Below are 26,476 nucleotides of genomic sequence, written 5' to 3'. Positions count from 1 at the left end.
TTCCAAAAAGTATATGCAAGATAACTCAGAAATTGATCGCGGGGAGATACAAAACTAGTGTCAGACCTAACTAATGTTTTCTCAATTGCGACAGGTGCAGTTCCTGGTGCGCTGTCTCGGTTTTATATTACAGAATGGACAAAAACTAAATTTGGGACAAAATTTCCCTATGCAACATTTGCCATTAATTTAACTGGATGTTTAGCGATGGGTTTCTTTTTCACGATTTCTAAAGGAATTACAGGCTATCCCAAGGAATTGGATTTACTGATTAGAACTGGATTTTTAGGTTCTTACACCACATTTTCAACCTATGGCTTTGATACTCTAACCCTATGGCGTAGTAAACAAAAGACTGCGATGGTCTTTTATTGGGCAGGGAGTGCAATTATCGGTTTGGGAGCGGTGATTTTAGGAGCAGCGATCGCCAAGCTTTTCGTGAAGTAATTTCCTCAATTCATAACAAAGATTGGGATATACCTTAAAGCAACTTTGAAAACAGTCTTTACAGAAAAACCATACACGTTTTTAGGTAAAAAACAATGAATCTTTTAAAAAGACGTTATTCGCTAGCTGTGGCGATCGGGGCGATTTTTGGAGCGTTGAGTCGTTTTTATGTAACCGAATTTGCAAAAGCTATTTTTGGAAGAGATTTTGGCTTTTACGGCACATTCTTTATTAATGTGACTGGCTGTTTAGTGATTGCTTATATTCTGACTTTAGCAACCGAGAATTTTCGGATCATTTCGCCTGAACTTCGCCTGATGACGACAACAGGCTTCTGCGGTGCATATACCACTTTTTCAACCTATGGTTTGGAATCAAAAGGTTTCTTAGATAAGGGCGATATCACAATGCTATTAATTTATTTTGTTGGTAGTGCGATCGCCGGGATGATTGGTATCCAAATCGGTGTTTTATTAGCCAGAGCAAGCGCTCAAAGTTCTTAAGAATTTTTATTGTTTTTGATAAATTCGCGTTTAACTACTCAGTTACCCGATCTGTTAAGCAAGAAAAAATTTAGGGAATATTAAAGTATCTATAAGCGGAAAATAGAATATGCAAGTGCTATTTAGTAACTTAGCTTGGATTTATCGCATATTAGCAAGTTTTATAATCATCTTTCTAGAGAACAGCTGTGTGAACGCTCAGGTGACTTCAGATGGTAGCCTCAATACCACTGTCTCTACAAACGGTCTGAACTTCACAATCGATCAGGGTACTGCTACAGGTGGTAATCTTTTTCACAGCTTCAGTCAATTCTCTGTGCCTACTGGAGGTTCTGCTTTATTCAACAATGCCAATACCATCCAGAATATTTTTGCGCGAGTCACCGGGGGTAGTGCATCAAATATTGATGGTTGGGTTCGTGCAAATGGTACTGCCAACATATTTTTGCTCAACCCCGCAGGGATTTTATTTGGCCCCAATGCTCACTTGAATATTGGAGGTTCTTTTGTTGCCAGCACTGCTAACAATGTAATTTTTGCTGACGGTACCAATTTTAGTACCATTAATACCACCACACCACCTTTATTGACTATGAGTGTACCTGTGGGGTTACAATTGGGAGCCAATGCTGGCCCCATTACTGTGCAAGGGCCAATCACAACCAACTCCTTGTTAAGAACGCCCACACTATCGTTAGTTCCAAATCAGACTTTAGCCTTGGTAGGTAGTCAGATCAATGTGGATAGTGCCAATATATTTGCCTCCGATGGGCAGATTGAGTTATGGGCAGTAAAAAATGCTCAGGTAGCAATTAACAACCAAACACCTTGGGAAATAACGAGTTATGCCGATACTGCAAACTGGGGGACAATTACACTCCAGCAAGTTTCCTTAATCGATGCAAGTGGAATTAACGGAGGAGCAATTAATATCCGTGGACGTGGGTTGACAATGCAGGATGGATCAAATATTAGTTCGACTACCTTTGCTGGTCAAGGTAAGGGCATTACTATTAACACAACAGATTTTGTCAATCTTTTAGGCATTTCCGATCCAAATCAACCATTATTTTCTGGTATCAAAACTTCTGTAGGCAATACATTTGGAGTACTTGCGCTTCCGGGGCCAATAGCAACAGGACGAGCAGGCGATGTCACTATTGAAACTGGAAGCTTACGGTTAGCCAATGGGACTTGGCTTCAATCCGCAACTTCTGGCGATAACTCGAGAACCGGAGATGTGACTGTTCGTGCTACTGATGTGGATCTAATAGGATACGAAAATTTTACTGGATATATTGTAGATACAATTGGCAGTTTAATTGTCGCTGGAAGCAACAATCAGAGTGGACAAGTTACTGTTGATGCTCAACGGATTCGCTTACTCAATGGTGGTCGTATCAGCAGTAGCATTTTAGGGGGGAATGGTGAAGCTGGAAAAGTTTCTATTCGAGCTGACGAGAGTTTGGAGATTCGAGGAGCTAGTTTTTATGATGGTACTTACGGTGGAGGTATATCCAGTGCTGTTCTCAGTTCGATGGAAGCTGGCACCACAGGTCAAGGAGGACAAATTACTATAGATACAGGTAGTTTGGTTGTATCCAGTGGTGGGGCGATTACTAGTGAGCTAGTAGGTTCTCAAGCACTCTTCGGACTACAAATACCAGGAGCAAATGGTACAGCTGGGAGCATTAATATTCGAGCTAAGGATATACAAGTTAGCGATCCGGTAATTGATGGATATAGTCAAAGTGTTACGGGTATCACAGCTTCTATAGGCAATGGTGCTGTTGGTTCAGGTGGGACGATTAACTTGACAGCAGACACTTTACGTGTATTTAACGGTGGACAAATCACCTCATCCAGCCAAGGTCAAGGCACTGCGGGAAATATCAACTTACAGGTAAAAAACATTGATGTGCAAGGTGTCTCCCCAACTTTAGTTAAAGAGCAATATCTCAAGAGTACAATTGCCGCATCCTCAACTACAAACTTTGCGGCTGGGTCAGTAAATATTACAACTGACAACTTAGGTATTCGTGACGGTGCAGAAATTACAGTTAGCAATACTGGTACTGGAGATGCAGGTAATCTCAATATTAACGCCCGTAATGTCTTCTTAGATAATGGAGCCAATCTGCGAGCCGAAGTTAATGGTGGTAATTATGGCAACATTGGCATTTTGGCAAGTGATGCTTTGTTATTGCGGCACGGTAGTCATATTATTACTGATGCTCATGGTACTTCTGTTGGGGGCAATATTAATATTAATGCTGGGTCGATTGTCGCTGTTCCCGCAGAAAACAGCGATATTTCGGCTAATGCTGTCAAAGGAAGTGGTGGTAATATTCAAATCACTACTCAAGGTATTTTCGGATTGCAATTTCAAGACCAACTCACACCCAATAGTGATATTACCGCCAGTTCTCAATTTGGTTTGAGTGGAACAGTAGAAGTGAATACTGTTGGTGTTGACCCCAACTCTGGTTTAGTGGAATTGCCCACGAATGTAACTGACCCATCACAGCAAATTGCTAGTGGTTGTGCAGGTAATCAGGAGAGTAGTTTTGTCGCTACAGGAAGGGGTGGTGTACCGCAAAATCCTATGCAGGAAGTGAGGAGCGATCGCACTTGGTCTGATACGCGCGATATCTCTGCATTCCGCAACACACAGTCAGTACAAGCTCAAATACCCCAACCACAACAAGATATTGTGCAAGCTGTATCTTGGCATCGTAATGCCCAAGGCAAAATTGAGCTAGTCGCATCACCATCTCCTGTAGATATCAAACCGCAGTTAACTTGTGCCGCATTTCCCAGGAGTTAATTTGCCAGAAAAGTACAGGATACTAATAGTTTATATAGGAATCCGGTTTGATTCCTGTTCGCGCAGCGTGGCGTAGCCATATTTACTTGCGTGGATTGGGAATTGGGAATTGGGAAGAAAAGAAAGATACATCCGTACTGAATCGAATGGCACTAAGAAAACCTGAAACCTTTGTTTGAGGGAGGTGTGGGAAGATGGGGAAGAAATCTGGCTCCCCACACTCCCCCCTCTCCCCACACTCAAAAGCCAGTTAAATCACGGGTTTGCGCTTATCTTAGTGCCATTCCGTACTGAATCCAAAAATCAAATAGGAGTCCTATAGTACCTTTTATGTTGAATATGCAGTTACTAAAAAATATAAAAAACGAGGGATGATCATTCCCTCGCATTAACTAATTTTGAATGTTGAATCTAAGCTTTAATCATTTTTCGGTTAAATAACACTAGCAGCAAAAACGAAGTCATTTGCAGTGAGGCTAATCGATGTAATTCCAACTAATGAAGCCAACTCTGTATTTCCGGCTTTCACCAAAGTATCACTACCTTGTTGCAACAGTGTTAAAGCATTAAATTGGCTAATGCCAATACCACCAAGCCCGATTTTATCAGTGGCGATCGCAAAATCAGTCACAATGTTCTTGCTAGTTGGCAGACTGGCGTTAGCAATCCAGAATTGGTCAGCACCAGTACCACCAGTTAAGCGATTACCGCCCTGTTGACCAGCAAATAGCACATCATCACCATCGCCACCAAACAGGGAATCATTCACACTAGAGAAGAGTTTGTCATCTCCAGAACCACCGTAGAGGCGGTTATTGCTACCGTTACTCTTGAGGGTATCGTTACCTGAGCCACCGAAGGACAGTTGACGCGAACCTTCAACTACTGTGAGAGTATCAGCACCTGTGCCTCCGAACAAATTATTACTACCATTGGCTTCTACTACAGCAACTTCGTCATTACCATTGCCACCATCGGCACTAGTGTTACTAGCAGGGCTATTTATGCCAATAAAAACTTGATCGTTACCATCTCCTGTGGACACTGAAGAGGCACTACCAACTAGCACCGTGTCTTCACCAGTCCCAGTCACGATTGTGTTACCTTTAGTACCTTCTACAAAGTCTGCGCCGTCACCTGCAAATAAGGTTTGATTCGGCTTGAGGGTGACATCATCACTATTAGTAGAACCAAATTGAAGGTCTAGTGTTGTTAGTCCAACAGTGCGACCATCAAACCCTGCGGCTGTAAAGTACTGAGTATTGCCTACACTCTGAAAATCCAGAATTGTTGCTTGGCCATTAGCAGTTTCTTCCGAAGTCAAGACTTCTTTAGTGGAGGGAACTACATCCGGGCCTCCCACCAGTGCTTCTGTAATGGCACGACCTTTCAAATCGCCATTACTGGGAATTTCTAACCCTAAAATACGAGCAAGTGTAGGTGTTACATCAGCATTGCTGACGGGCGCATAGTCTACATAGCCTTGTTTAAAGTCGGGGCCAATAGCCTCCATGTTATTGAATGTATCACCTCGACCAAAGCTGCCATGCATCCCCTGCCCTTGCTGCAAAGTTGTATCAGCAATTTCAACCTGAGCTTGAGGGTTGTTTGGGTTGCTTGGATCGGTGCTAAAGGTTTTGAAGTTGATAACTATAGATGGAACTGGTGTTTTAGCATCACCTTTTAGCCCGATCGCACTCAATGGTAAAGCACCTGGGATGTTTCCATAAGCATCGTCTACAAAAATACCACTGATGTAGTCTTTTTGTGAAAGCAAATTCACTACCTGTTTAGCTAATTCAGCATTGCCATTGGGTAGATAAATTAAGTCCGATCCACCATTAGCAGCTACAACTATCTTTGTACCTGGGTCAAGTTGGCCATTAATTACCTCACCTGTACCACCAATTACACCATTCCCAGAAATAGGACGTTGACCTTTTGTGGCATCAACAGTCGTATATTGGATGTGGTTGAGGTCGGGGGGAAGGGTTGTAGGGTTAGGATCGTATAAGGGTAAACCTAGATCGTGAGCCAAATCAATTGCAACAAAACCTGCTGGTAGAAATCCCGGATTTACACCCGCATAAGTTTGGGTGGCAGCATAACTTGTAGTTTTTGTGCCTTGGCTATCAATAGCTTGTTTGCTAATGGTAGAAAAACCGTGGTCAGCAGTAATAAAGACATCAGTAGTCTTGTCTAAGCCAGTGCTTTTAAGATAGTCAAGAAGCTGCTTTAAATTATCATCAGCATTTTTGACCCCAGCTTTGGAAGTAGGGCCATTGATGCCTGGTGTCAAGGTGTTTAAGCTATCACCCTGATTATGTTGACTACCATCGGGATCTCTTGACCAGTAAACCAATGCAAATGGTTTACCATCTTCCTGAAACTTAGGTAAAATTACTTTGGTTGTGGCATCTGCAAAGTATTGTTGTTGAGCGACATTAGCATTTAGAGTCCCTGGAGTTGTATTGTTACCAGCTGGCTGGACTCGCGTTGTCGGTTTTACATTTAGACCAGCCGCTTGTAAACGAGCGACAATATCTGGATCGAGTGGAACAGCAGAAGGTGAACCGGCGGCTGTAGGCGGCGGGGTTGCACCATTGGTGCTGTCATCAATAATTATTGTATCGGGAGTAGGAATAGTACCTGTAGTACCACCTTCTCGGTTAACTTGTGTGACATCTTGGATGGCAACTGGGCCTAGTTTACCAACTGCTGCTGTGTTGAAACCCTGCGATCGCGCGTAAGCTAGGAGTGACTCTTCATCTAAAAAGTTGTTACCGGGAAATTTTTCATCGATATCTCCCAAAACTGCATCATTTTCTATAAATGGTGTGACACTACCATTGGCATTAGGGCTTGGAAAACCAGTGTAAATGGTGTTGCTAAAATCACCTGTATCGCCAAGATAATGCCCAGTTGCGATCGCTGAAGCATTGGGCGTGGTAAATGTGGGAAATAATGAATGGCTATTAGCGAAACTAACTCCCTGCTGACGGACACCATATAAAGTTGGGGTATCAATAGGGTTTACAGAACCGTTACGCAATCCATCCGCAACAAAAATAATGACATTTCTACCGTTGCCATTTGTATCAGCCATGCTTACTATTCCTTAAGTATTGTGAGCTACGATTAATCGCAGCAATTGTGTATCTGTATGAGCAATTCATTACGCTCAACCCAAAAAATTCTTGGCTACAGAAACCTAAATAGTATTTGGCGACAAAATGCTTAGTATCCACACAAAATGGTGCAGACAATTAAATGAACTTAACTTTGGTTACTGTCTCAAAAGATAGTTGTTCAATGTTTAAGGAAAGTTATAAACAAGTTAAGATTTTGGACAAAAAAATCCCCAATTCTTGAAGAAGTTGGGGATCTAATCCTTTAGATAGAGAGCAAATCAAAATATGATTGCAATATCACTCTTTAGAGTTAGCAAAAGCGCTACAGCTTAATTCATTTTGAACATTGAATTTAAGCTGTAATCATTCTTGAGCTAAACGACACTAGCAGAAAAAACGAAATTATTTGCTGTGAGGTTTGTTGATGTAATTCCAACCAATGAAGCCAACTCTGTATTTCCGGCTTTCACCAAAGTATCGCTACCCTGTTGCAATAGTGTTAAAGCACTAAATTGAGTAACACCAATACCACCAAGCCCGATTTTATCAATGGCGATCGCAAAATCAGTCACAATGTTTTTGCTAGTTGGCAGACTGGCGTTAGCAATCCAGAATTGGTCAGCACCAGTACCACCAGTTAAGCGATTACCACCCTGTTGACCAGCAAATAGTACATCATCACCATCGCCACCAGACAAGGAATCATTCACACTGGAGAAGAGTTTGTCATCGCCAGAACCACCGTAGAGACGGTTATTGCTACCGCCACTAATGAGGGTGTCATTACCTGAGCCACCAAATAATGATTGACGAGAACCTTCAACTACTGTGAGAGTATCAGCACCTGCGCCTCCAAGTAAATTATTACTACCACTAGCTTCCACTACGGTAATAACATCATTACCATTGCCACCATCAGCACTGGTATTTTGAGCCGGGCCATTTTGACCAATAAATATCTGATCCTTACCCTCTCCTGTGGATACTGAAGAGTCGCTACCAGCTAGTACCGTGTCTTCACCATTTCCAGTCTGGATTGTGTTCCCTTTAGTACCTTCTACAAAGTCTGCTCCGTCACCTGTGAATAGGGTTTGATTTGGCTGAACGATAATATCATCGCTGGTAGTAGAGCCAAAGTTAATTTCTTCAGTTTGAGGTTGACCTAAACCAGGAGCAAGGTTAAGGGGCTTCTCCAACTTCAGCAGTAGAATTTCATTGTTGTCTATGACTGGATTTTGAGGATCATTTCCAGGACGACCTGTAGAGAAGGGATAATTGTTGTCATTAGCAACCAAAATGGTGTTTTTGTCAACAACTAAAACGTTTTCAATTGTGACAAATGGGAAGTCAAAGGTGGTTTTGCCATCTCCATTCAGGTCGTTGGGGTCTTGGATGTTTAACAAGTCTGCAACTTCTTCTTTGGCTACATAACCATTAGAATCTGCTTTAGACAAGTCAATTTTGTAGATCCGCTTGAATTTAGCTGAGGCTCCTTGACCACCATCCCTCTCAATGACTAGATACTCATTATCGTTAATGACTGCTAAATCCCCGATCGCATTTGACGCATTATCCAATCTGTAGTACAGCTTTTTATCAGTGTACTTGTGGCTGGCTAAATCAAATTCGTTAATCCGCAAAGCACCAGGAGTATCACCTTGAACTGTACCCTCTAGCAGCATATAGAGCTTGGTTTTGCTGGCGTTAATTGCTCCACCCTCAAAACCTTTGGAGCCACCCAAGTTAGCAAAGGCATCTCCTGAGAGAACATCGGGATTTTGTGGCGATCGCACTACATTATACTGAGGATTGCTCAAGAAATCTCGGACTTTATCACCTGTCTCTGGGAAGTCTGTAAATAGTGCATCTACGCCTAATTGATAGAACTGCTGAAATTCTAGTTCTGGATTACCTTTGTAATCTGCTGCTAAATACAGGTCTTCATCGCGGAAGGTGTAAGGATGAACCTGTAAACCTGCATTGTGAGCATCTTGAACTAAAGTAGTGGGAGCTAAGAGCGTTCTGTCAGCATCATTTACTGCACCATCTCCATTGACATCATCTGCCGAACCATCGTTATTAGCGTCAGTACCTCTGACACTAACAATCATTCGCTTCCAAGGGCCAATGCCATCAGCATAGGTAGCAATTTCAGCCAAACCTTCTGGAGTCCGTAAATCACCATAGGTACGGGTGTCAGTAGTGCCTTCTAAATCATAAGGCTGAGTTTCTATGAGCGTACCATTAAGCTCAATGCCAGCTGCATCTAGAAGTTGAACCAGGGGAATATCTACACCTGCATTAGGCATAATGCGATCGTGGAGATCCTTGAGATTACCGACTTCAAAGGATTGGATGAAAATCCGGCTGGGATCGGTGAAGTTCTCCGCTTTCAGTGTATCGATGAGGATTTCACTGATGTTTCGGTTAATTTTCTCCGTAGTGCCTACATAAGTAGCTTCTTCGGCAGAATAGGTGGGATGCTTAGTTTCGGGATAAATGCCAATCTTTTTACCTGTCTCGGCTTCTACTTCCTTAACCAAGTCGATGATTTCGGCGAGGGTGGGAATTTCAAATTGACCATTGAAGGATTGGTCGCGGAAAGGCACACGCTGTATCGCACCTAAAGTCTTGATTTCTTCTAAAGTAAAGTCTTCAGCAAACCAACCTGTGATTTCTGTTCCATCTAGGCTGACTGTTTTCTTGCGATCGGCAAACTGTGGATACTTGGTAACATCGTAAACGTCTGTGGTTGTATTGCTTAAATTAAGAGTGCCATCAGCATTCAAAATTGCCAAAGCAGGTTCATGGCGAGCAATCAACACGCCATCTTTTGTTACTACTAAGTCTGGCTCAATAAAGTCAGCACCGTCTTCAATTGCTCGTCTGTATGCTTCTAAGGTATGTTCTGGGAGATCGCCACTTGCGCCTCTGTGTCCAATAACTTTAGGTGCTTCTCCATCTAAAGTTTTGAATTGGTCAGGTGTAGCAATGGGAGCTTCCAACAACTTACCACTGGCATCAAAATGCAGCAGGTAGGGGGCAAACTCTTCTCCAACCCAGATTGTCCCATCTTTATCAAAGACGAATGACTCGACATCAAAGTCTGCGCCAGTCAGTAATCTTCCAGTAGTTCCCTCATTCACAATTTGGAAAGGAACTTTGTTGTTAGGGTCAGACAGTTGAATGTAATCTAAAACTTTAACAGTGCCATCGCCATTTTCTGTTCCCTTAAAATTCGGGTCTACACGATTGATTCGTAACAGAAAGTCTTCGCTATTATCTTTGCTACCATAACCATTGTCTGACAGGAAGTACAAAGAGTTGCTGTTAGCAAATTGAACACCGCTAAAACCCTGAATTGGCTGTCCAGGGAAAGGCCCGGTTCTGCCATTGGCTGAAATTTCTGCACCAGAAGCTGGGCCATCACTATAGGTATCAGCAGGTAAAGAAGCAAAACCTACTAACTCAACTTGGGGAACAGGTGTCGCAATTAATAGTTGACCACCCCGGCTGTGTTCACCATTGAGTACATTCAACTGGTTTAAATCTACGTTATTGAGTACACCGCTAGCTTGGACATCAAATAGGTAAGAACTGCGGCCTAGTTGAGGATTAGAAGCGGCTTCGATAATACCAGAGCTTTCCCAAGAACCAAAGCCACTATTAAAAGCAGTACCTTGGGCATTTTGGTCTACTTCAAACAGAGGTTTAACAGTATCGGTGGCAATATCGTAAGACCAAACGCGATCGTTACGTTGCTGGGCATCTATTATTTCCCCACCAAGACCGGCTGTATCTTCTTGGAGTAAGAGTTTGCCATTTTTATCAACAGTTACGTTGTCATAGCTTACTCCTGTATTTGGGCCACCAGTTAGCACCAATTCAAAGTTGCTAACCTCTGCTGTTGGGTCACTTGCATTCAGGCTAAAACGATAAGCTTTACCGTAAGGATTTTCAAAAGTGCCATTAGCTAGTTGATCCTCTGTTCCAGTGGTGACAAAGTAGAAAGTACCTGGATTGTTTGGGTCTTCCGTTATATCTTCCAGACGACGGAAGTTTGTAGAACGCAGCAATCCATTGTCGCTACCATTTACCCAATCACTTAGAGAAGTACCGCTATTGAGTAGTTGATCGTCTCCACGATCTTCTGTACCTTTGGTATCATAAACAGCCGACCGATCAACCTTAGTCCAAGTAGCTTTTACCTTTGTACCTTCTGCTAAGGTTTCATTGTCATATCCTGTTACCTTGAGGACGTACAAATCTCCGTCTTTCAAGCCATTGGGGTCTTCTGCTGTTTGATTACCCACGAACATATATAGTTCGCCATCACCATTGTCTTCGGTTGATATTAGAACTGTTTTACCGGAATTGGTGGCGCGATACTGAGACGCTGCTAGTACGTTTTCTTTGGAGAAGCGACCTAAACCATCTATAGATTGAGCAGTACCATCAGTTGTGACTGCCCAACCCAAACTATCACCATTCTGCTCATCGGCGGTAAAGAATATTGGCCCACCTTCAAAACCATAAGTTGCTAAGTAGGCGGAACAGAATCGACCAAAGGCAATACCTGTTTGGGTTACGGTATCCGATGTAACTGTAATCTTGCCTAACTCGTTGCCTTTGCTGTCAACTGCGTTCTCTATTAGGTCTTTACCACCTACTAGCTTCCAGTTTTTGTCAAATTGCAATAGCGAAATTCTACCGCCTGTAATTTGTCCAGAAATTGTGCTGGAAAAATCTGTTTTAGTAGTGTCGCTTAATTCATGGTTGACAAATACATAGTAAGCATCGTCAGTCTCATAAATGCCCAGACCATCAGGGATGCCTGTAAAAGCATACTTTTCAGTGCCACTGGGAACAAAGGAACCAAATTCTCCCTGTAGCAATGGGATTTCATCGCCAACTGTCAGGAGTTGATTCAGTCTGTAATTTGACCCATCGAGTGCCTTAACATAAGCAGGATCGGTCGTTCTGCCATCTATAACTGGCTTTTGAGCGATTTGGGGAATGGCCGCTAAAAGCTGTCCACCTTCTGCATGATTGCCGTTGAGAATGTTTTGGTCTGGCGCACCTGCTACATTGTTTTTAACGGTGTGAGCCTGTACATCAAATAGGTAAGCACCGCTACCTGGTAATGATTCGGAAGGAATTTCGATAATGCCAGAACTTTCCCACTGTCCTTTGGCATCTGGGTCATTGTACACAGTACCAGCTGCATCTTCATTTAAAGCAAAGACACGAGCGATCGCTTTAGTGGTAGGGTCGAAAGACCAAACAGAAGCTTCTCGGTTTTCTGCTGCCATGACATCACCACCAAAAGAGGTTTGATCCTCTTGAAGCAAGATTTTGCCAGATTTATCAACTGTAATGTTGTCATAGCTGACACCTTTGCCAGGGCCACCCGTCAATAACAATTCAAAGTCACTAATCCCGGCTGTGGGGTCGGAGGTATTTAATTTAAAGCGGTAGAGTCTACCATAGGGGTCTTCAGCTTCGGCTGGATTATCAGTTGCTCCGGCTGCTGTCCCCTGACCTTGTTTATTTTTGGTGCCTGTGGTGACAAAATAGAAAGTTCCAGGATTATTCGGATCTTCGGCAAAATCTTCAATGCGCTGGAAACTAGTGGAATTGTCCGCAGTGTTAACGAAGGTTGTTAAATCTACACCATTTATTTTTGGTGTACCATCTGCATTGAAGACGACTGATTTATCAACCTTTGTCCAGGTTGCAGCTTTTTGAGTGCCTTCGCTAACTTGACCCTCGAATTCTGCACCATTGACTTTCAGAACGTACAAATCTCCGTTTTTAAAGCCATTGGGGTCATCTGTGGTTTGTTGACCTACCCACATATACAGTTCGCCATCATCATTATCTTCTGATGCGAACAACACTGTTTTGTCGGAGTTCTCTGCCCGATACTGGGAAGCTGCAACGACGTTTTCTTTTCTGTAGCGACCTAGACCGTCTAGCGCTTGGGCTGTGCCATCTGGTGTGACTGCCCAACCGCGACTTGCATCACTGCCTTCTTCGGGAGCAAAGTAGACGGGAACCTCTGTACCAGTAGCGTCTACGAAACCGGACTGGGCTAGATAAGATGAGCAGAAGCGATCGAAAGGACTAATGGTTGCTCCACTGCTATTGGTGTATAAACCAGTTTGAGTATTTAAGGTGTAAGTGCCAGTTGAGTCTACTATGGTGTCAATTAGGTTTTTACCGCCGATGACCTTCCAGTTTTCGTCAAATACAAACAGTGACACCCTCGCACCAGTAATCTTTTCACCAGGAAATGTGCTAGAAATATCTGTTGTGACGGAGCCACCTAGTTCATGGTTTACCCAAACATAGTTATAGGTTTTACCAGCAATAGTTACTTGGGTAGCACCTGTGCCATCGGGAATACCAGTGAAGGCATATTTTTCGGTGGCATCAACTTGAGGCGCTTCGTCGATATCAAATGTGTTAGTCAGCAGGGGTACTTCATCCCCTACAGTTAATAAAGGGACAATTATTGTATTGTTGGAGTTATTTGTTGTCTCAACGTAAGCCGATGCTGTTGTTCTTCCGTTCTCAATTGCCATAATTAGAATGTTTTTTGGTGGGTATTTGAATTTAGCTGCATCACAAGCTATTCAAGTTCTCTAATTACATCGCTGATGGAAAAAATCACCTTCTCACTCTATAAACCGGAATTATGGGAGTATTTCAGAATTACAAAAATCTAGTTCGGTTCACTCGAAATTTGCCCTTAATTCCGAATCTTTTTTTCAGAATGATTGGAAGCTAGAGTAATGATGGTCAGATGTTAACTACTAATCTGTGTTGATGAAAAAGTGTGCAACTAAATTCCAAGCTTAAGTTTGTCGATAGTAGTTATGAAAAAAATTGACCATTATTAAAGATGTTTCCATTGAAAGATTAAGAAAAGAATAAGTTAAACAGAAGAAAGGATTAAAATACATTTAAAGAAAAAATTATTTTTGATTCACTTTGTTATATAATCTATTTCTGAAATTACGAAAAGATAAAAGTTGAATTTTTTTAGTTTGAATTGGCTAGCGATCGCATCTAATTTCCTATCCAATAAATAGGCTGTAGGGACGTACAGCTATACGTCCCTACAAAAAACTTTTCTATGAGAAGCTAGCCAACAAATTAAGCCACGACACTAGCCGAGAAAACGAAATCATTGGCTGTGAGGTTAGTTGACGTAATGCCAAGGAATAAAGCCAATTCTGTATTTCCAGTTTTCACTAAGGTGTCACTACCCTGTTGCAATAGTGTTAAAGCACTAAACTGAGTTACGCTAATACCGCCAAGGCCAATTTTGTCAACCCCAACTGTAAAATCAGTGACAATGTTCTTACTAATTGGCAGACTGGCGTTAGCAATCCAGAATTGGTCAGCACCAGTACCACCACTGAGGCGATTACCACCACCTTGACCAGCAAATAGCACATCATCGCCATCGCCACCAGATAGGGAATCATTGACATTAGAGAAGAGTTTGTCATCTCCAGAACCGCCATACAGACGGTTATTGCTGCCGTTACTGGTGAGAGTGTCGTTACCTAAGCCACCGAATAATGATTGGCGAGAACCTTCAATGACTGTGAGAGTATCATTACCTGCTGCGCCAAACAAATTATTACTACCACTGGCTTCTACTACGGTAATAACATCATCACCATTGCCACTATCAGCACTGGTATTTTGAACTGGGCCATTTTGACCAATAAATATGCGATCGCTACCATCTCCGCCGGATACTGAAGAGTTACTGCCTACGAGTACAATGTCATCACCATTTCCAGTCTGGATTGTGTTACCTTCAGTACCCTCGACAAAATCTGCCCCGTCACCTGCGAAGAATGTTTTTCCTGGCTCAACTGTAACATTATCGCTGTTGGTAGAACCGAAACTGCCGGGGAAAGTAGGCTGTACACCTGTCAAGTTAACAGGATTGCGAGGATCGTAACTTGTGGTGTCAATATTTAGAGAATTGGGCAAGGCATTGACTATATTCTCCCAAGGCACCAACTTAAAGTTAGAGTTGACGTTTTCACCATCAATAGTTTTAGCAGGTTCATTAGAGCCATCTTGAGTGACAAATAAACCAAATGGGAAGTTAGGCCCCAGTGGTACGTTAATTACATCAGCACCATCCGACTCTTGCACGCTGTCAATTGACCCATTGTTACCAATAGCAAAGTTACCCACATATTCGTTATTTCCTTCACGAGTGTAGGCAACAAAGGTGCTATCACCTTGGCTGGATGCTAGCAGATAACCTGTGCCGTTTTTGCCGTAGTAGATGGTCAACCCTTCTGCGTCGTCAGTAAGGTGAGAACCACCCTCAAAACGGACACGATCAATCAGCTTGCCTGTTGTGCCGCCGTCCGGTTCTGCCTGGAATTTCCAAATGCCCACATCTTCTTGGGCTATGTAGAGAAAGCCAGTTTCTTGGTCAACTACCATACCCTCTGTTTGGGGAGAACGGTCTGCGGCTGTGGGTGAGGGGATGGTGAACTCCCGCACCAGTTCTGCTCCAATTTGGCCATTACCTTTGTCAATCAATTTGAACTGAGCTATATCTCCAGTTTGGCGGCGACTGGTAAAGACATAGTAATCATTAGTTATGGGGCTACGGTATAAAGTAAGTCCGTAAGAGCTGCGAGTTGATGCCGAATAAGGCGGTTCAAAAGGTAATGCTTGGAAGATAGTAGCAATATTGCTATCGGTGATATCTTCGAGATAGTTACCGTCTGCGCCAGGGTTGGGGTTAATTTTGAAGATTGCTAATTTGTCGTTGTTGCGATCGCTAGCTACGGCAATATCAACCGATTGATTGCCTAATTTAAAACCGTATTGTAAATCAATGTTGTTGTAGCGAATACCACCGGGATTAACTGTCTGCAACAAATTACCAGATAAGTCATAAACCCGCAATCCAGCATTTTTGACTGAGGTTAGTATTAGACTATCAGCAGCATTTGTGGCATTAACATAAATGGCAGGGTCATCAGCATCGGCATTCTGATCTACAGCAGGTAATGCTGGATCTTCATCGTCAAATAAACCAGGACGAGTTTCTACTGTAGGTGCAGCAGTTGGAACCAAGTCTGCACCCAAGGTAAGGATTTGGGTATATTGAGTACTGCTAAAGTTGTTGTCACTCACCAGCACAATAGACTGACGACCATCTGCTAGTTTGGGGCCGAAGGCAAGACCTTCTATATTATCTACTCCTGTAATCGGATGATTTGCATCAGTGGGCAGATTAAGGTCAGTTAAATTCAACAGCAGACGCTTTTGGGCGGGTTTAACAGCTGCTAGTTGTTCAGCGCTCAAACTATTGAGAGAATCGTAGAAACTAATGTCAGTTGCACCTTGCAAAGAAACTTCGTAGATTTTGATGGTATTGCCCACACCTTGGGCAAAGGAGCGTTCTAACGCGAGGAAAGTACCACGATTATCTATTGCTAGTAAATCCGCCAAACCATTGTCAGCAGAGCCTGTACTTGGGTTTGGTGGTTCGGGAATGGCATCGGTGATGTAAAGGTATTCTTTTTCTGGCTGTCCAGTAATCAGATTGTATTGCAGAATCCGAGAAGGGCTGCCACTGGTGAGTGAGGCTTTTAATCCATCTTGGGACAACGCGTTTTCAGTCGCAGTGAATAAGGTTTTCTGGTCAGGTGTAATAGTGAGGCTTTCAAATGCCAGGTTATTGTATACGCCAGATGTCTGCGTATCTCCGGCATCTACAATACCATTGCTGTTAGTATCTTCAACTACTGGCAGGAATTTGCTGGGGACAAAAAGCGATCTTATTTCTTGCCCTGTAGCTAGTGAAAACTCTTTAATAAAGGGATTAGTAACACGACCAGCAGTAGGGTTGACTTCACCTTCAGAAGAGATGAAAACAGTACCATCGTTAGTTAAAGCGATACCTTCTGGGTCAAGGCTGTTGGTTGCAAAAAAGTTGCCGTTGGTATCTTTCAGGGTTGTGACATTGGTAAAATTCACCCCGGAATTGGTAGCAGTGAAGGTATAAAAGCGGGCAGGAGCAACTTGAGAGCGATCGTCTGAGATTGCATAGTAGCGGTTGTTAACAGCATCGTAGGTGACACCAGATAATCCGCCTACTGGAGTTGGTATGCCGTTGACAGTTCCCGCCGCACTATCAGGAATAAAGCCAGTAACGAAGGTAGTCTGCCTTTCAAAACCTACATTGGGAATGGTTTTACCTGCTTGAGTTGGTCTAGTTTGCACATCTGCGAACACCAAGCGATGGTCAGAACTGGGGAAGGGAAAAGTACCCACTGGGGAGAATGTTGGGTCAGTATTCAGTGGCCAAAATACTCCTGAGTCGGCAATTGTCAGATCATCCGAGGGTAGTACGTAATCAGTCCGCAGGTTTCCGGGAGCCGTATCAGCAAAGTCTGCGGTGTCAAAGCTAGGATTTCCTTTGTGGCTAGCGTTCGCACCACCTTGTAAAGCTGCTTGTTGGGGGCCGCCAAGACTGCTAGGAATGACATTAGTATTGATCCCAGGATTTTGCAATAGTTGGCGAATAGCATTGTCATAACTATCACCATCTAGTGGATCAGCATTCTGATCGCCCATAATTACAAAGTCTGAACCAGCAGCGATACCGCCTGTTTTACCCTGGTCATCATAAATGTAATTACCATTACCAGGGGTAATATAATCTGCCCACAAGCGAATCTCGTCATGGTTACGCTTACCGTTGCGGTCTTCAGCGCCATCAAAAGTTGGGGGTGTGGGGTGGCTAACGAGGGCGTGAATTGTCTGTCCGTTTACTTGGATGGGTACATCCCAGTGGCTTTTAGAAGAGAGGCGTAGAACTGATAGTTCCTCCTGAGAATACCAATCATTTGGCTCTGGTGTTGTGGGATCATCAGGAAGCAAGGCATTGGGCATATCCTTCCAGAGAAAGTTTTGGAAGGTGCGGATATTGGCGGTGTCAATGGGATATTTGGATAACAGCAACATCCCGTATTGACCAGGAAAATCACCAAATCCGAAGGCATCATCGCCATATCCTGGTGTGCCTGGGGTTGTCACTACTGTGCCATTGTTGTTGAAGTCAAAGCCAGAGGCAATACCTGTGTTGGAGGGAGCGATATAGAAGTAGGGGTAGTTAACAGGAGTCGTACCGTTTTGGCTGATGGCTAAATAGTTTTGCTGAAAGAGTTGAACTGCCTCTTGGGAGTAGTCAAACTCATTAATTAGCAGGACATCCGGGTTGTTACGCTGGATAATTTCTGCAACAGCTTTTGCTTGAGCATTATCGGGGGTTGACAAATCGGCTGCTAATTTACCTTGAGCGCTGCGGTTTAGAGAAGCATTGAATTGGGAAAAGCGGATTGTATTATTAATTACCATAATTTAGTGCTGGGGTAGATTCAAGTTTTGCGAAGACTAGTGTTTATCTGCGGCAACCACAGAACCAAGTTGCCCAATCAAATCGCTGTAAAAGTGGGGAAAATTTTGAGTGTAAATGTCATTTATATTGCCAGTAAGAGACCGTTAATTGCAAAGTGCATCTTTGCAGTTTAGAGAGTTCGCATTATCAACATGGACAATATAAAATGTGCCTTCCAATTCACTGTTATTAGAGATTGTTAGAAGACAGCTATGTAACTTTTTGTATGAGTTCTTAATTGGGCAATCTCAAAGTATACTGTTCAGATTAAGGAACAGCTAGCAAAAGGTTAAGATAAAAATAATTGTAGGTTTAGAGATATTTTTTCCACAGCAATTATTCTCAGTCATATATCCCAATCCGCTTGGGTTAATTAGAATAGTAGGTTGAGTTGAGAAACAAAAAAAGGCTTGATGATGTTGGGTTTCGTTCCTCAAACTAACCTATATCTGATCTTGTATATATCTTTCTCTAAATAAGTATCAAGTTGTTTGAAAATTGTTTCACTGTGATTTGAGGTACTTTTAAATTCACCTTAACCACCCTTAATTTTATTGGATAATTTAGATGATTTAAAATTTTTGATACCAATAATAATTTTCAAACATCCTCTTAATGATAGATATTTCACCCGATATAAAATAAGGTGGGTAAACAGCCCACCTTAATGTAAATCTGTATTTTAGTATTACCGCGACCGAAAAAACGATATCTTTTAGTTTTGGCGAAATTGTTCTGAACTGGTGAGTAATTCAAACATTAGCGGAAATTACCAGGTTTTAAGCGAACAGAGTTAGGCTGAGACTGACGACGAATTGCTACTCCATTCCGCAAATTGTTTCCAGTACCACCATCTTTGCGATCAAGGAAAGGCTTTAGATTAATGCCACTTCTAGATGAACTAATCCGATTATTGCCACTCCCTAGAAGTGTACGTCCTAAATTATATAATTCATTCCCTCCACTACTGCGATCGCCATAAGTGTTAACGGCTATAGTCTGCTGTCCGTTGTCAGCAGTAGTCAAGTTCTGAAAAATGCTATTGCGGATTACAACAGGATCTTTGCCACGCGGTACTGTCAGCACAATTCTACAGGTTGAGTTAGCTTCTGTTGTAACGCAGACAATATTTTCGTTATTTTCTACAGATGTCTGGAGTTCTTGTAAGCCATCTGGACGATACAGTTCTAAGCGACTGGCAATTGTTGCACAACGTCTTTGTGCATCCCAACCACCGCCTAAAGCCGCAGGTGCTGCCCAAGGAAAGAATTGTCCTGGTTGACTTTGTGGCTGATACATAACGGTATACTGACCGTTGTAAGTTTGGCAGGTAAACCGAGTTGTACCGTCAGATGAGGGTGAAGGAGGTATACCTGTTGATGTGTCTATTGGGACTGATGAGCCACCTGATGGGACTGTTGGTACTACTACACCGTCGCCAGTAGAGTCATATTGTGCCATTGCTGCCGAATTGCCCAGACACAAAGATAAGCCAATACTACCCAAAGATATCAATCGCAGTAGTTGTGATGACATAAATCATCCTCCAGTAGAAATAAGTAGGGAATTGATAGTTTAAGTGACGAATAATTCTCTATTTTGATTCATTAAAAACGCTATTTTTTTTCCTCTCTGGCTTTTTTCTCTGCGAGTAGCTTTTTCACCCGTGCTTTAATTTCTAGATGACGCTCCACTCCTTCATAGGCGTAACGGTTGTAGCTATTACGGGTAATGAGGTTTTCTAAATAACTAACTCGCTCATTGCCGCCTGGGTGCGAAGATAACCAACTAGGAGGAGCATTTTTTTGCTGTTTTTCTAGCGTCACCATTAAGTTACGCAAGCCATCAGCAGCGTAGCCAGTGGCAACAATTAGGCGTGTACCGAGATTATCTGCCTGACGTTCCATGTCGCGGCTGTAACTGAGTGCAAAGAGTTGACCGATGGTGCCACCTAGAGGTAGATATTGGGTAACGTTAGAGATTAGGTTGCCTTCGCTGACTAATTGAAAAGTGTGGGATAAAAGTACATGGGATAATTCATGACCCATTAACCCAGCTAATTCTGCTTCGGAATTAGCTTTAGCGATCGCACCTGCATTAATAAAAATTTTACCCCCAGGTAATGCAAAGGCGTTAAGGCTTTCCTCTGGAATCACAAAGAATTCGTATTTAAACTCGTCCCGTCCTCCTACCTTCGCCAATTTCTGGCCAATTTCATTGACGTATGCCAAAATATCTTCGTCTATAATTACACCCATCTGTTTTTTTGCCTGCTTTGCTACCGACTCACCTATGGCTCGTTCACCTTGTAGCAGCATGATGGTAGAGTCAAGGGCAGAAAACGGCCCAAGCAGACTGCCAGTGACGGCATAACCTACAGCACCTGTAATAATATTACCGAGGACATTGCCTCTAATTTCTCCTTGTGTATAAGATTTGTAACGGTTCAGATTTTCTTCTGCTAGTTTTGTAAACTCAGGCGCTTGGGGATTTTTCGGGTAGAGAATAGCAAATTGACGCGCCGCCAAAGACGCTTCCATCCATTTTTTATCACCAGCTAAGGCTGTAATTCTAGCTTTAATTAATTCTGGTTGATCTGGATACAGTGAAGAAGCCCGTTCTAATATATCTAATGCTTCTTTAGTGCGATCGTATTGTTTCAACGCTTCAGCATATCGGATATGACCAGGGATAAATTCAGGATATTGCTCAACTAATAGTTGCAGAGGTACTAAAGTTTTTGTTTGCAACTTTTGTGCTATTCCCGCCTCTGATTCTCGCCAGTAGACTTTACCTCCTGGGGATAGTTGCGTGGGGTCGAGTATGGCAGCTTTACGCTGTTGATTATCTGATGTTTTACCAAAAGGCTGCTTAACTTCGCGGTAAATTTTTTCCGCTTCTGGGATTTGTCCTGCCAGATAAAGTTTATCCGCTTCTATAAATTTTAGCTGACGGGCGAGTTCTTCAGGAGTGAGTGGGGGTTCCTGTGGCGACTCTGGCTTTTTCGGTTCGGAAACTTCAGGGGCGGGTTTTGGTGCTTCTGGCGTTGATGAACGTTGCAGCGCTTCCCGTAACTTTTGGACTTTAGTTGTTTCTGAATTGGGCTTTGTCGTTTCAATAGTGGTAGAAGCAGCAGGTTCTTGTGCCAGAAGGGGTGTTGGCTGCGTCAGGATTATCAAAATTGATGTAGCAGATGAAAGTAATACCCACTTCCAAGCTGACAGTAAAGACTTCCAGATTCGTTTCATGCTTGGGCCCACGTATGCAAAAGGCTCTTTTTTAAATTTTATGAGGAATTAGCAAAATACGCATATAGTGATGTACTTTTTGTGAGGCAGTATGCCCAAGCGCGAACTGTTCGGTGATGCGGCGCAGCACTTATTTGCTTAAACTGAGTCACCCAAATACTTGAAAATTTTGCTTATAAGCTAATGAGCATTTAAGTTGCATAACACCAGGGCTGAAGCCCTTACTACAAGGGAATCAGTCTGGAAAAATGAATGACGATTAGCTGGGTTGTCATAAACACCCCTTTTTATTGATTTGTCTTTATTTTACGAGCGATCACATTTATTCTACAACGTCGCAGTTTGAGATGCGATCGCACAGCAGTAAAACACAAAAAACCCCGGCGAAACTAACCGGGGTAAGAGAGAGAGGTACGAATGACAATGAGATACAGCGATACCGAAATTTAAAATCTTAGCTAACGCTAAAACTAACCAAAACTAAAGTTGTGACAATGAAAGTCGCAAAAAGACCTTGTAAAACGTATTTACGTTGTTCCCAAATTGCTGGGTACTCGGCGTAGTAAACCTTGGGTTCTGCTGCGTAGTTATTGAGAATGCCGTCTTCATTTACAGTGGTGTACATATTTTTTTCTCTTCTTTTGTTTACTTATGTAACTAAATTTAACAGGATTGTAACGAAACGTCAAGAGGACTTGACAAAAAAGGGCTAATTATTTTAATAAAAGTAACTTATCGGGCATAGTGGACTGAGGCGAAGCTACCCCAGCCACCGAAAATGCCATATATTACGCAATTTTTTAAATTGCAAAATCTAAAATCCAAAATTGTATAAAAAATAGGACTTACACAAAACTACACGCGGTAGGTGCAATTAATGAATTACCACTACCGGAAAATAACGGTTTGGGCTATTTTTGGCGTAAGTCCTGAAAGAGTAGAGACAATACGGTTCGGTTAAGGCAAAAGACGCGATAAATCACCGTCTCTACAAAGGACTTACTTATTAGACATCTCCAGAAATTAATTATGCGTTACCTGAAACCCTTGTAGAGACGTTGCAGCGCAACCTCTCTACATTAATTTTCACTCCTATGTCTATTGTAAAGACGGCGATTTATCGCGTCTCTCTAACCATCTAATTCTTCATCACTGCATCCAAAAGCACATTGGCATCAAAGCGGACTACATCGGTGCAAGGTAGCCCGGTTTCTGCTGTTATTTGAGCGATGCTTTCCTCAGCCGCAGATTCATCTAAATGTGCTGTGTTAAGCGCTATACCCACTACAGGCACACTTGCAAAAGCGCCACCTGCACTAGCAACGGTTTCATAAAGACGAATTACCTCTAGTAAAGGTGGAATTATTACATGGGGATGATTGCGGACATGAACTTGTCCCGCCCGATGGACTAACACCAGTTGAGTTGGTTGGGAACCACGAATCAGGGGTAGGGTTGCCGTTGAACCAGGATGTAGCAGTGAACCTTGCCCTTCAATGTGCAAGATGTCATAGTTTTTGCCGTAGCGCATCACTACTTGTTCCACAGCACCAGCAGCAAAGTCTACCCGCACGGCATCTAAAGGCACACCATCGCCTTCTAACATCATCCCAGTTTGACCTGTGGCGAGAAATTTAGAACGCCAACCCCGCAGTTTTGATGCCCAATGTAACTGTAGACTAGTTGACATTTTACCGATCGCCATATCGGTTCCCACTGTCAACACCCGCCGGCACGGAAGCGTGCGTGCTATTCCACTAGCAACACCTATATTAGGCGGCTCTTTGCGGACATCCCAAATTAGTTGCCCTGGTTTGAGCAGTGCATTTAAGTCGGGTATATTTGCCATTGGTGTATGCAAACCGTTCACCAAGGACATCCCAGCTTCTAGAGCATCTTTGATTTCTAACCAATAATCATCTGGGATAGCACCACCACTTGGAGCAATGCCTATTACTAAAACTTCTGGCTTGTACTCTAGGGCTGCGGCTACCGATGCCACAATTGGAACATTACGCTTGATACCTGTTAATTCTGTCAGAGATTTGCCAGCGCATTCGCGATCAATGACGGCTACAATTGGTGCTTCGCTGTAACGTAAAATTGCGAGTCCTGTTTTGCCATGAGTCCCAGTAGTTCCCTCATGAAGTAAGATAGCTACTCGTTGATTAAGTGGTAGACGCACTGTGTTTTACCCCCAAACCTGGTAAATCGTTTAGCAAAACTCTACCTTCTTTTAGCAATGCACCTGTAAAAGGATCATCGATTAAGTTGAGGTGACTGTCTAAATCTAAATAATCAGCTAGTGGCGCTAGCTGTAATGCTGCTGTATTCGCTAGGGAACTATCAGAATAGCAACCGAACATTACTTGCAACTGATATGCTCGCGCTGTATGTACCATTCGCATCGCTTCTGTTAGTCCCCCTGATTTCATCAGTTTGATATTAATACCATCCACGTAATTTGCCAAATCGGGAATATCAGAGCTTGTGAAGCAACTTTCATCAACAAAGATGGGTAGGGGAGAGTGTTCTTTGAGTTTTGCTAAACTTTTTTCCTGACCCCGTGGCAATGGCTGTTCTACATACTTTATACCCAATTCAGCCAGCCAATTGCACATTGCGATCGCATCTTCTAAACTCCAACCCCCGTTGGCATCAACAAAAAACTCTGGTTCCGGTGCTTCTTCTCGCACCGCTAAGAGCATTTTTTTATCTGCATCTATGCCATCTGGACTGCCTAACTTCACCTTAAAAAGGCGGACATCGGTAAATTGTAACCAGTCTCGCGCTCTCGCGATCGCACCTTCGGGCGAATTAATCCCAATTGTGACTGAAGTTGGTACTATTTGATTGCGATCGAGTCCCCAAATTTGCCACAAAGGTAAACCTACGCGCTTACCTAACCAGTCGTGCATTGCCATATCCAAGGCAGCTCTTGCAGCAGAAGGAACCTGGTTTTGTATTAAAACTTGCTCAATTTCCTGACGTTGTAAAGGGCTGAATGCTTGCAACAGTGGCACAACTTGCTGTAGGGCATTTTTGATTACATCAGTTGATTGCCGATGATTACCCACACCGAATGGCGATGCTTCCCCCCAACCTTCGATACCATCTTCTGAAATACTCACCCATACATTCGTTGTCTGTGCCGTTGTACCTCTACTAATGGTCAAGGGAAATCTTTTATTTACAGTAAATAAATTTACATTTATTTGCATACTAATTCTGCATATTATGTTATTGCAAAAGTAAGTGTAAGTTCAAAGTTTAGATTATCGGATGTATCTGTTATACTTTTTTACATTCATTGCTTAGTTACTAAAGTTTTTATACATAATTTTATTTTTTACTTGACTTATGAACAACTTAAAAAAATGGAAGACTTTAAAATCAAAAATGGTTTTAGATAACCCCTGGTGTCAGGTTAGGCAAGATGAAATAGAATTGCCCAATGGCAAAATTATAGATGATTATTTTGTTAGTATTAAGCCTGACGTGGCAATGGTTTTACCCATTACGAGCAATAGAGAAATTATTTTTGTCCGGCAATATAGACACGCAGTAGGTGAATTTTTCTTAGAACTGCCAGCAGGAAATTTCGATCCTACAACAGAGAGCGCAGAAGTGGCAGCAATTAGAGAATTTACAGAAGAAACTGGTTATATTGCCCAAGAATTGAGAAAAATTGGAACTTTATACGATAAACCGAGTAAAGATACCAATCAAATACATTTATTTTTAGCAGAAAATGTGAGCAAATTTGGAGAGCAACAACTGGATATTACCGAAGAGATTGAAGTTGTATTTATCCCTGTAGAATCAGTTTTAGATAAAATTGCCCAAGGTGAAATTTCTGTTGCAGGAACCGTTGCGGCTCTTTTTTTAGGTTTGAAACTTCTCACTTATTAATAATCCAAGGGCTAATTATGTTTGTTTTTATAGTAACTTCTGATACTTTCCTCAAACTTCGTCCAAGTAAGTTAGCGGAACTAGCGGAAGATGAAAAAATTCTGATTCCAGTCAAAAGGGTCTTACAGGTTATTTCTTATACTGAAGAGAAAGAATATTACAGAATTATCTTGAAAAACTCTATCAATGGCAAAGATACATGGTTTGTCCGTAAGGAGCATATTGAGATATCTGATTATCTAACTTATTATTATGAGAATGCTTATATCGGCTCTACTGTTGCAGTTAATAATAATATCGAGTCTTATGCTAATTTTCGTTCTTCGGATTTTGGCGGTATCGAGGTTGAAGAAGAAGTTATTAAGCGGTTAAAAGCGCAGCTACAAGAAACCCCAACTGTTCAAGAACGATCTTCACAACCTGTCGATATAACGAAAGATTTGGTCGATTGTAGTGTTTTCAGTCCTGCTTCTATAACTCCAGACGATATGTTTCTCGTCCAAGTCTTTGTTCATCTTCCTGAACAAGTTGAATTTGTCAAACAGAATGCTCAACAATTTGATCCTGAAGCTAAACAGTTAGGTGTGAGAAGTTTAGGAGTACCTATTAAACGAGGAAGTGAACTCACTTTTAACTTGTCAATTCCAAAACTAGAAGTGGACGAGCCAATTCAACAGTTGAGTTGGAATGGTAGAGCAGATTCTATTCAATTTGGTGTAACAGTTCCTGCTGATATCACTCAGAAAACAGTCATTGGAACTGTTACTGTCAGCCAAAATACAATTCCTCTCGGTCATCTAAAATTCAAAGTATCGATTATTACATCTGCGTCTTCTACATCAAAAGAGCCTCAGTTAGTACTGGAGTTTAGACTAAAAGCGATATGAGAGAAAGCAGACCAAATGGAATTAGAGGTTAAAAATATTATCTTGTCAGCCTGAAAGCATCCGCCA

General features: G+C 42.4%; 13 protein-coding genes. 5 read left to right on the top strand and 8 right to left on the bottom strand.

Annotation, left to right across the window (positions count from 1 at the left end):
* Positions 1 to 57: 57 nt before the first annotated feature.
* From crcB (V7K69_RS18015) to V7K69_RS18005, 3 genes are all read left to right on the top strand, one after another.
* Complete coding sequence (gene crcB / locus V7K69_RS18015; protein WP_335036703.1) at positions 58 to 447, top strand: fluoride efflux transporter CrcB; 390 nt, start codon at positions 58 to 60, stop codon at positions 445 to 447.
* Positions 448 to 542: 95 nt separating this feature from the next.
* Positions 543 to 950, top strand: coding sequence for a fluoride efflux transporter CrcB (crcB, locus tag V7K69_RS18010; protein WP_335036701.1), 408 nt, complete (start codon positions 543 to 545; stop codon positions 948 to 950).
* A gap of 109 nt (positions 951 to 1,059) precedes the next feature.
* Positions 1,060 to 3,777, top strand: a complete 2,718-nt coding sequence (locus tag V7K69_RS18005) for a two-partner secretion domain-containing protein (RefSeq protein WP_442936156.1) — start codon at positions 1,060 to 1,062, stop codon at positions 3,775 to 3,777.
* Between the two features lie 433 nt (positions 3,778 to 4,210).
* On the opposite strand, the gene V7K69_RS18000 is transcribed toward V7K69_RS18005, so the two are convergent.
* From V7K69_RS18000 to V7K69_RS17965, 8 genes are all read right to left on the bottom strand, one after another.
* A complete protein-coding gene (locus tag V7K69_RS18000) occupies positions 4,211 to 6,883 on the bottom strand; it encodes an alkaline phosphatase family protein (protein WP_335036697.1) in 2,673 nt (890 codons plus the stop codon).
* A gap of 399 nt (positions 6,884 to 7,282) precedes the next feature.
* Positions 7,283 to 13,495 (bottom strand): esterase-like activity of phytase family protein, encoded by a 6,213-nt coding sequence (locus V7K69_RS17995; RefSeq protein WP_335036695.1) that lies wholly within the window; start codon positions 13,493 to 13,495, stop codon positions 7,283 to 7,285.
* A gap of 574 nt (positions 13,496 to 14,069) precedes the next feature.
* The gene (locus V7K69_RS17990; RefSeq protein ID WP_335036693.1) at positions 14,070 to 18,323 is read right to left on the bottom strand and encodes a phytase; all 4,254 of its coding nucleotides are present in this window, start codon (positions 18,321 to 18,323) and stop codon (positions 14,070 to 14,072) included.
* Positions 18,324 to 19,122: 799 nt separating this feature from the next.
* A complete protein-coding gene (locus tag V7K69_RS17985) occupies positions 19,123 to 19,899 on the bottom strand; it encodes a COP23 domain-containing protein (RefSeq protein WP_335036691.1) in 777 nt (258 codons plus the stop codon).
* An 80-nt stretch (positions 19,900 to 19,979) separates the two neighbouring features.
* Positions 19,980 to 21,611 (bottom strand): M48 family metallopeptidase, encoded by a 1,632-nt coding sequence (locus tag V7K69_RS17980; protein WP_335036689.1) that lies wholly within the window; start codon positions 21,609 to 21,611, stop codon positions 19,980 to 19,982.
* 454 nt (positions 21,612 to 22,065) lie between these two features.
* Positions 22,066 to 22,236 (bottom strand): photosystem II assembly protein Psb34, encoded by a 171-nt coding sequence (gene psb34 / locus V7K69_RS17975; protein WP_335036687.1) that lies wholly within the window; start codon positions 22,234 to 22,236, stop codon positions 22,066 to 22,068.
* 513 nt (positions 22,237 to 22,749) lie between these two features.
* Entirely contained in the window at positions 22,750 to 23,796 is a 1,047-nt protein-coding gene (locus V7K69_RS17970) for a DUF1611 domain-containing protein (protein ID WP_335036685.1), read from the bottom strand.
* Complete coding sequence (locus tag V7K69_RS17965; RefSeq protein ID WP_335036683.1) at positions 23,780 to 24,832, bottom strand: dipeptide epimerase; 1,053 nt, start codon at positions 24,830 to 24,832, stop codon at positions 23,780 to 23,782. The genes V7K69_RS17970 and V7K69_RS17965 overlap by 17 nt, the downstream gene beginning before the upstream one ends.
* Positions 24,833 to 24,971: 139 nt before the next feature.
* Between V7K69_RS17965 and V7K69_RS17960 the strand changes: the two genes are divergently transcribed.
* On the top strand, positions 24,972 to 25,523 hold the full coding sequence (locus V7K69_RS17960) for an NUDIX hydrolase (RefSeq protein ID WP_335036681.1): 552 nt from the start codon (positions 24,972 to 24,974) through the stop codon (positions 25,521 to 25,523).
* Positions 25,524 to 25,540: 17 nt separating this feature from the next.
* The gene (locus V7K69_RS17955) at positions 25,541 to 26,410 is read left to right on the top strand and encodes a hypothetical protein (RefSeq protein WP_335036679.1); all 870 of its coding nucleotides are present in this window, start codon (positions 25,541 to 25,543) and stop codon (positions 26,408 to 26,410) included.
* Positions 26,411 to 26,476: the final 66 nt, after the last annotated feature.

Source organism: Nostoc sp., assembly GCF_036917775.1.
Taxonomy (GTDB): domain Bacteria; phylum Cyanobacteriota; class Cyanobacteriia; order Cyanobacteriales; family Nostocaceae; genus Nostoc.
This window is presented reverse-complemented; position numbering and strand designations above follow the sequence as displayed.

Coding starts and splice junctions, on each gene's coding strand:
- crcB (WP_335036701.1), top strand. CDS start 543: ATGAATCTTTTAAAAAGACGTTATTCGCTAGCTGTGGCGATCGGGGCG.
- V7K69_RS18005 (WP_442936156.1), top strand. CDS start 1,060: ATGCAAGTGCTATTTAGTAACTTAGCTTGGATTTATCGCATATTAGCA.
- V7K69_RS18000 (WP_335036697.1), bottom strand. CDS start 6,883: ATGGCTGATACAAATGGCAACGGTAGAAATGTCATTATTTTTGTTGCG.
- V7K69_RS17995 (WP_335036695.1), bottom strand. CDS start 13,495: ATGGCAATTGAGAACGGAAGAACAACAGCATCGGCTTACGTTGAGACA.
- V7K69_RS17990 (WP_335036693.1), bottom strand. CDS start 18,323: ATGGTAATTAATAATACAATCCGCTTTTCCCAATTCAATGCTTCTCTA.
- V7K69_RS17985 (WP_335036691.1), bottom strand. CDS start 19,899: ATGTCATCACAACTACTGCGATTGATATCTTTGGGTAGTATTGGCTTA.
- V7K69_RS17980 (WP_335036689.1), bottom strand. CDS start 21,611: ATGAAACGAATCTGGAAGTCTTTACTGTCAGCTTGGAAGTGGGTATTA.
- psb34 (WP_335036687.1), bottom strand. CDS start 22,236: ATGTACACCACTGTAAATGAAGACGGCATTCTCAATAACTACGCAGCA.
- V7K69_RS17965 (WP_335036683.1), bottom strand. CDS start 24,832: ATGCAAATAAATGTAAATTTATTTACTGTAAATAAAAGATTTCCCTTG.
- V7K69_RS17960 (WP_335036681.1), top strand. CDS start 24,972: ATGAACAACTTAAAAAAATGGAAGACTTTAAAATCAAAAATGGTTTTA.
- V7K69_RS17955 (WP_335036679.1), top strand. CDS start 25,541: ATGTTTGTTTTTATAGTAACTTCTGATACTTTCCTCAAACTTCGTCCA.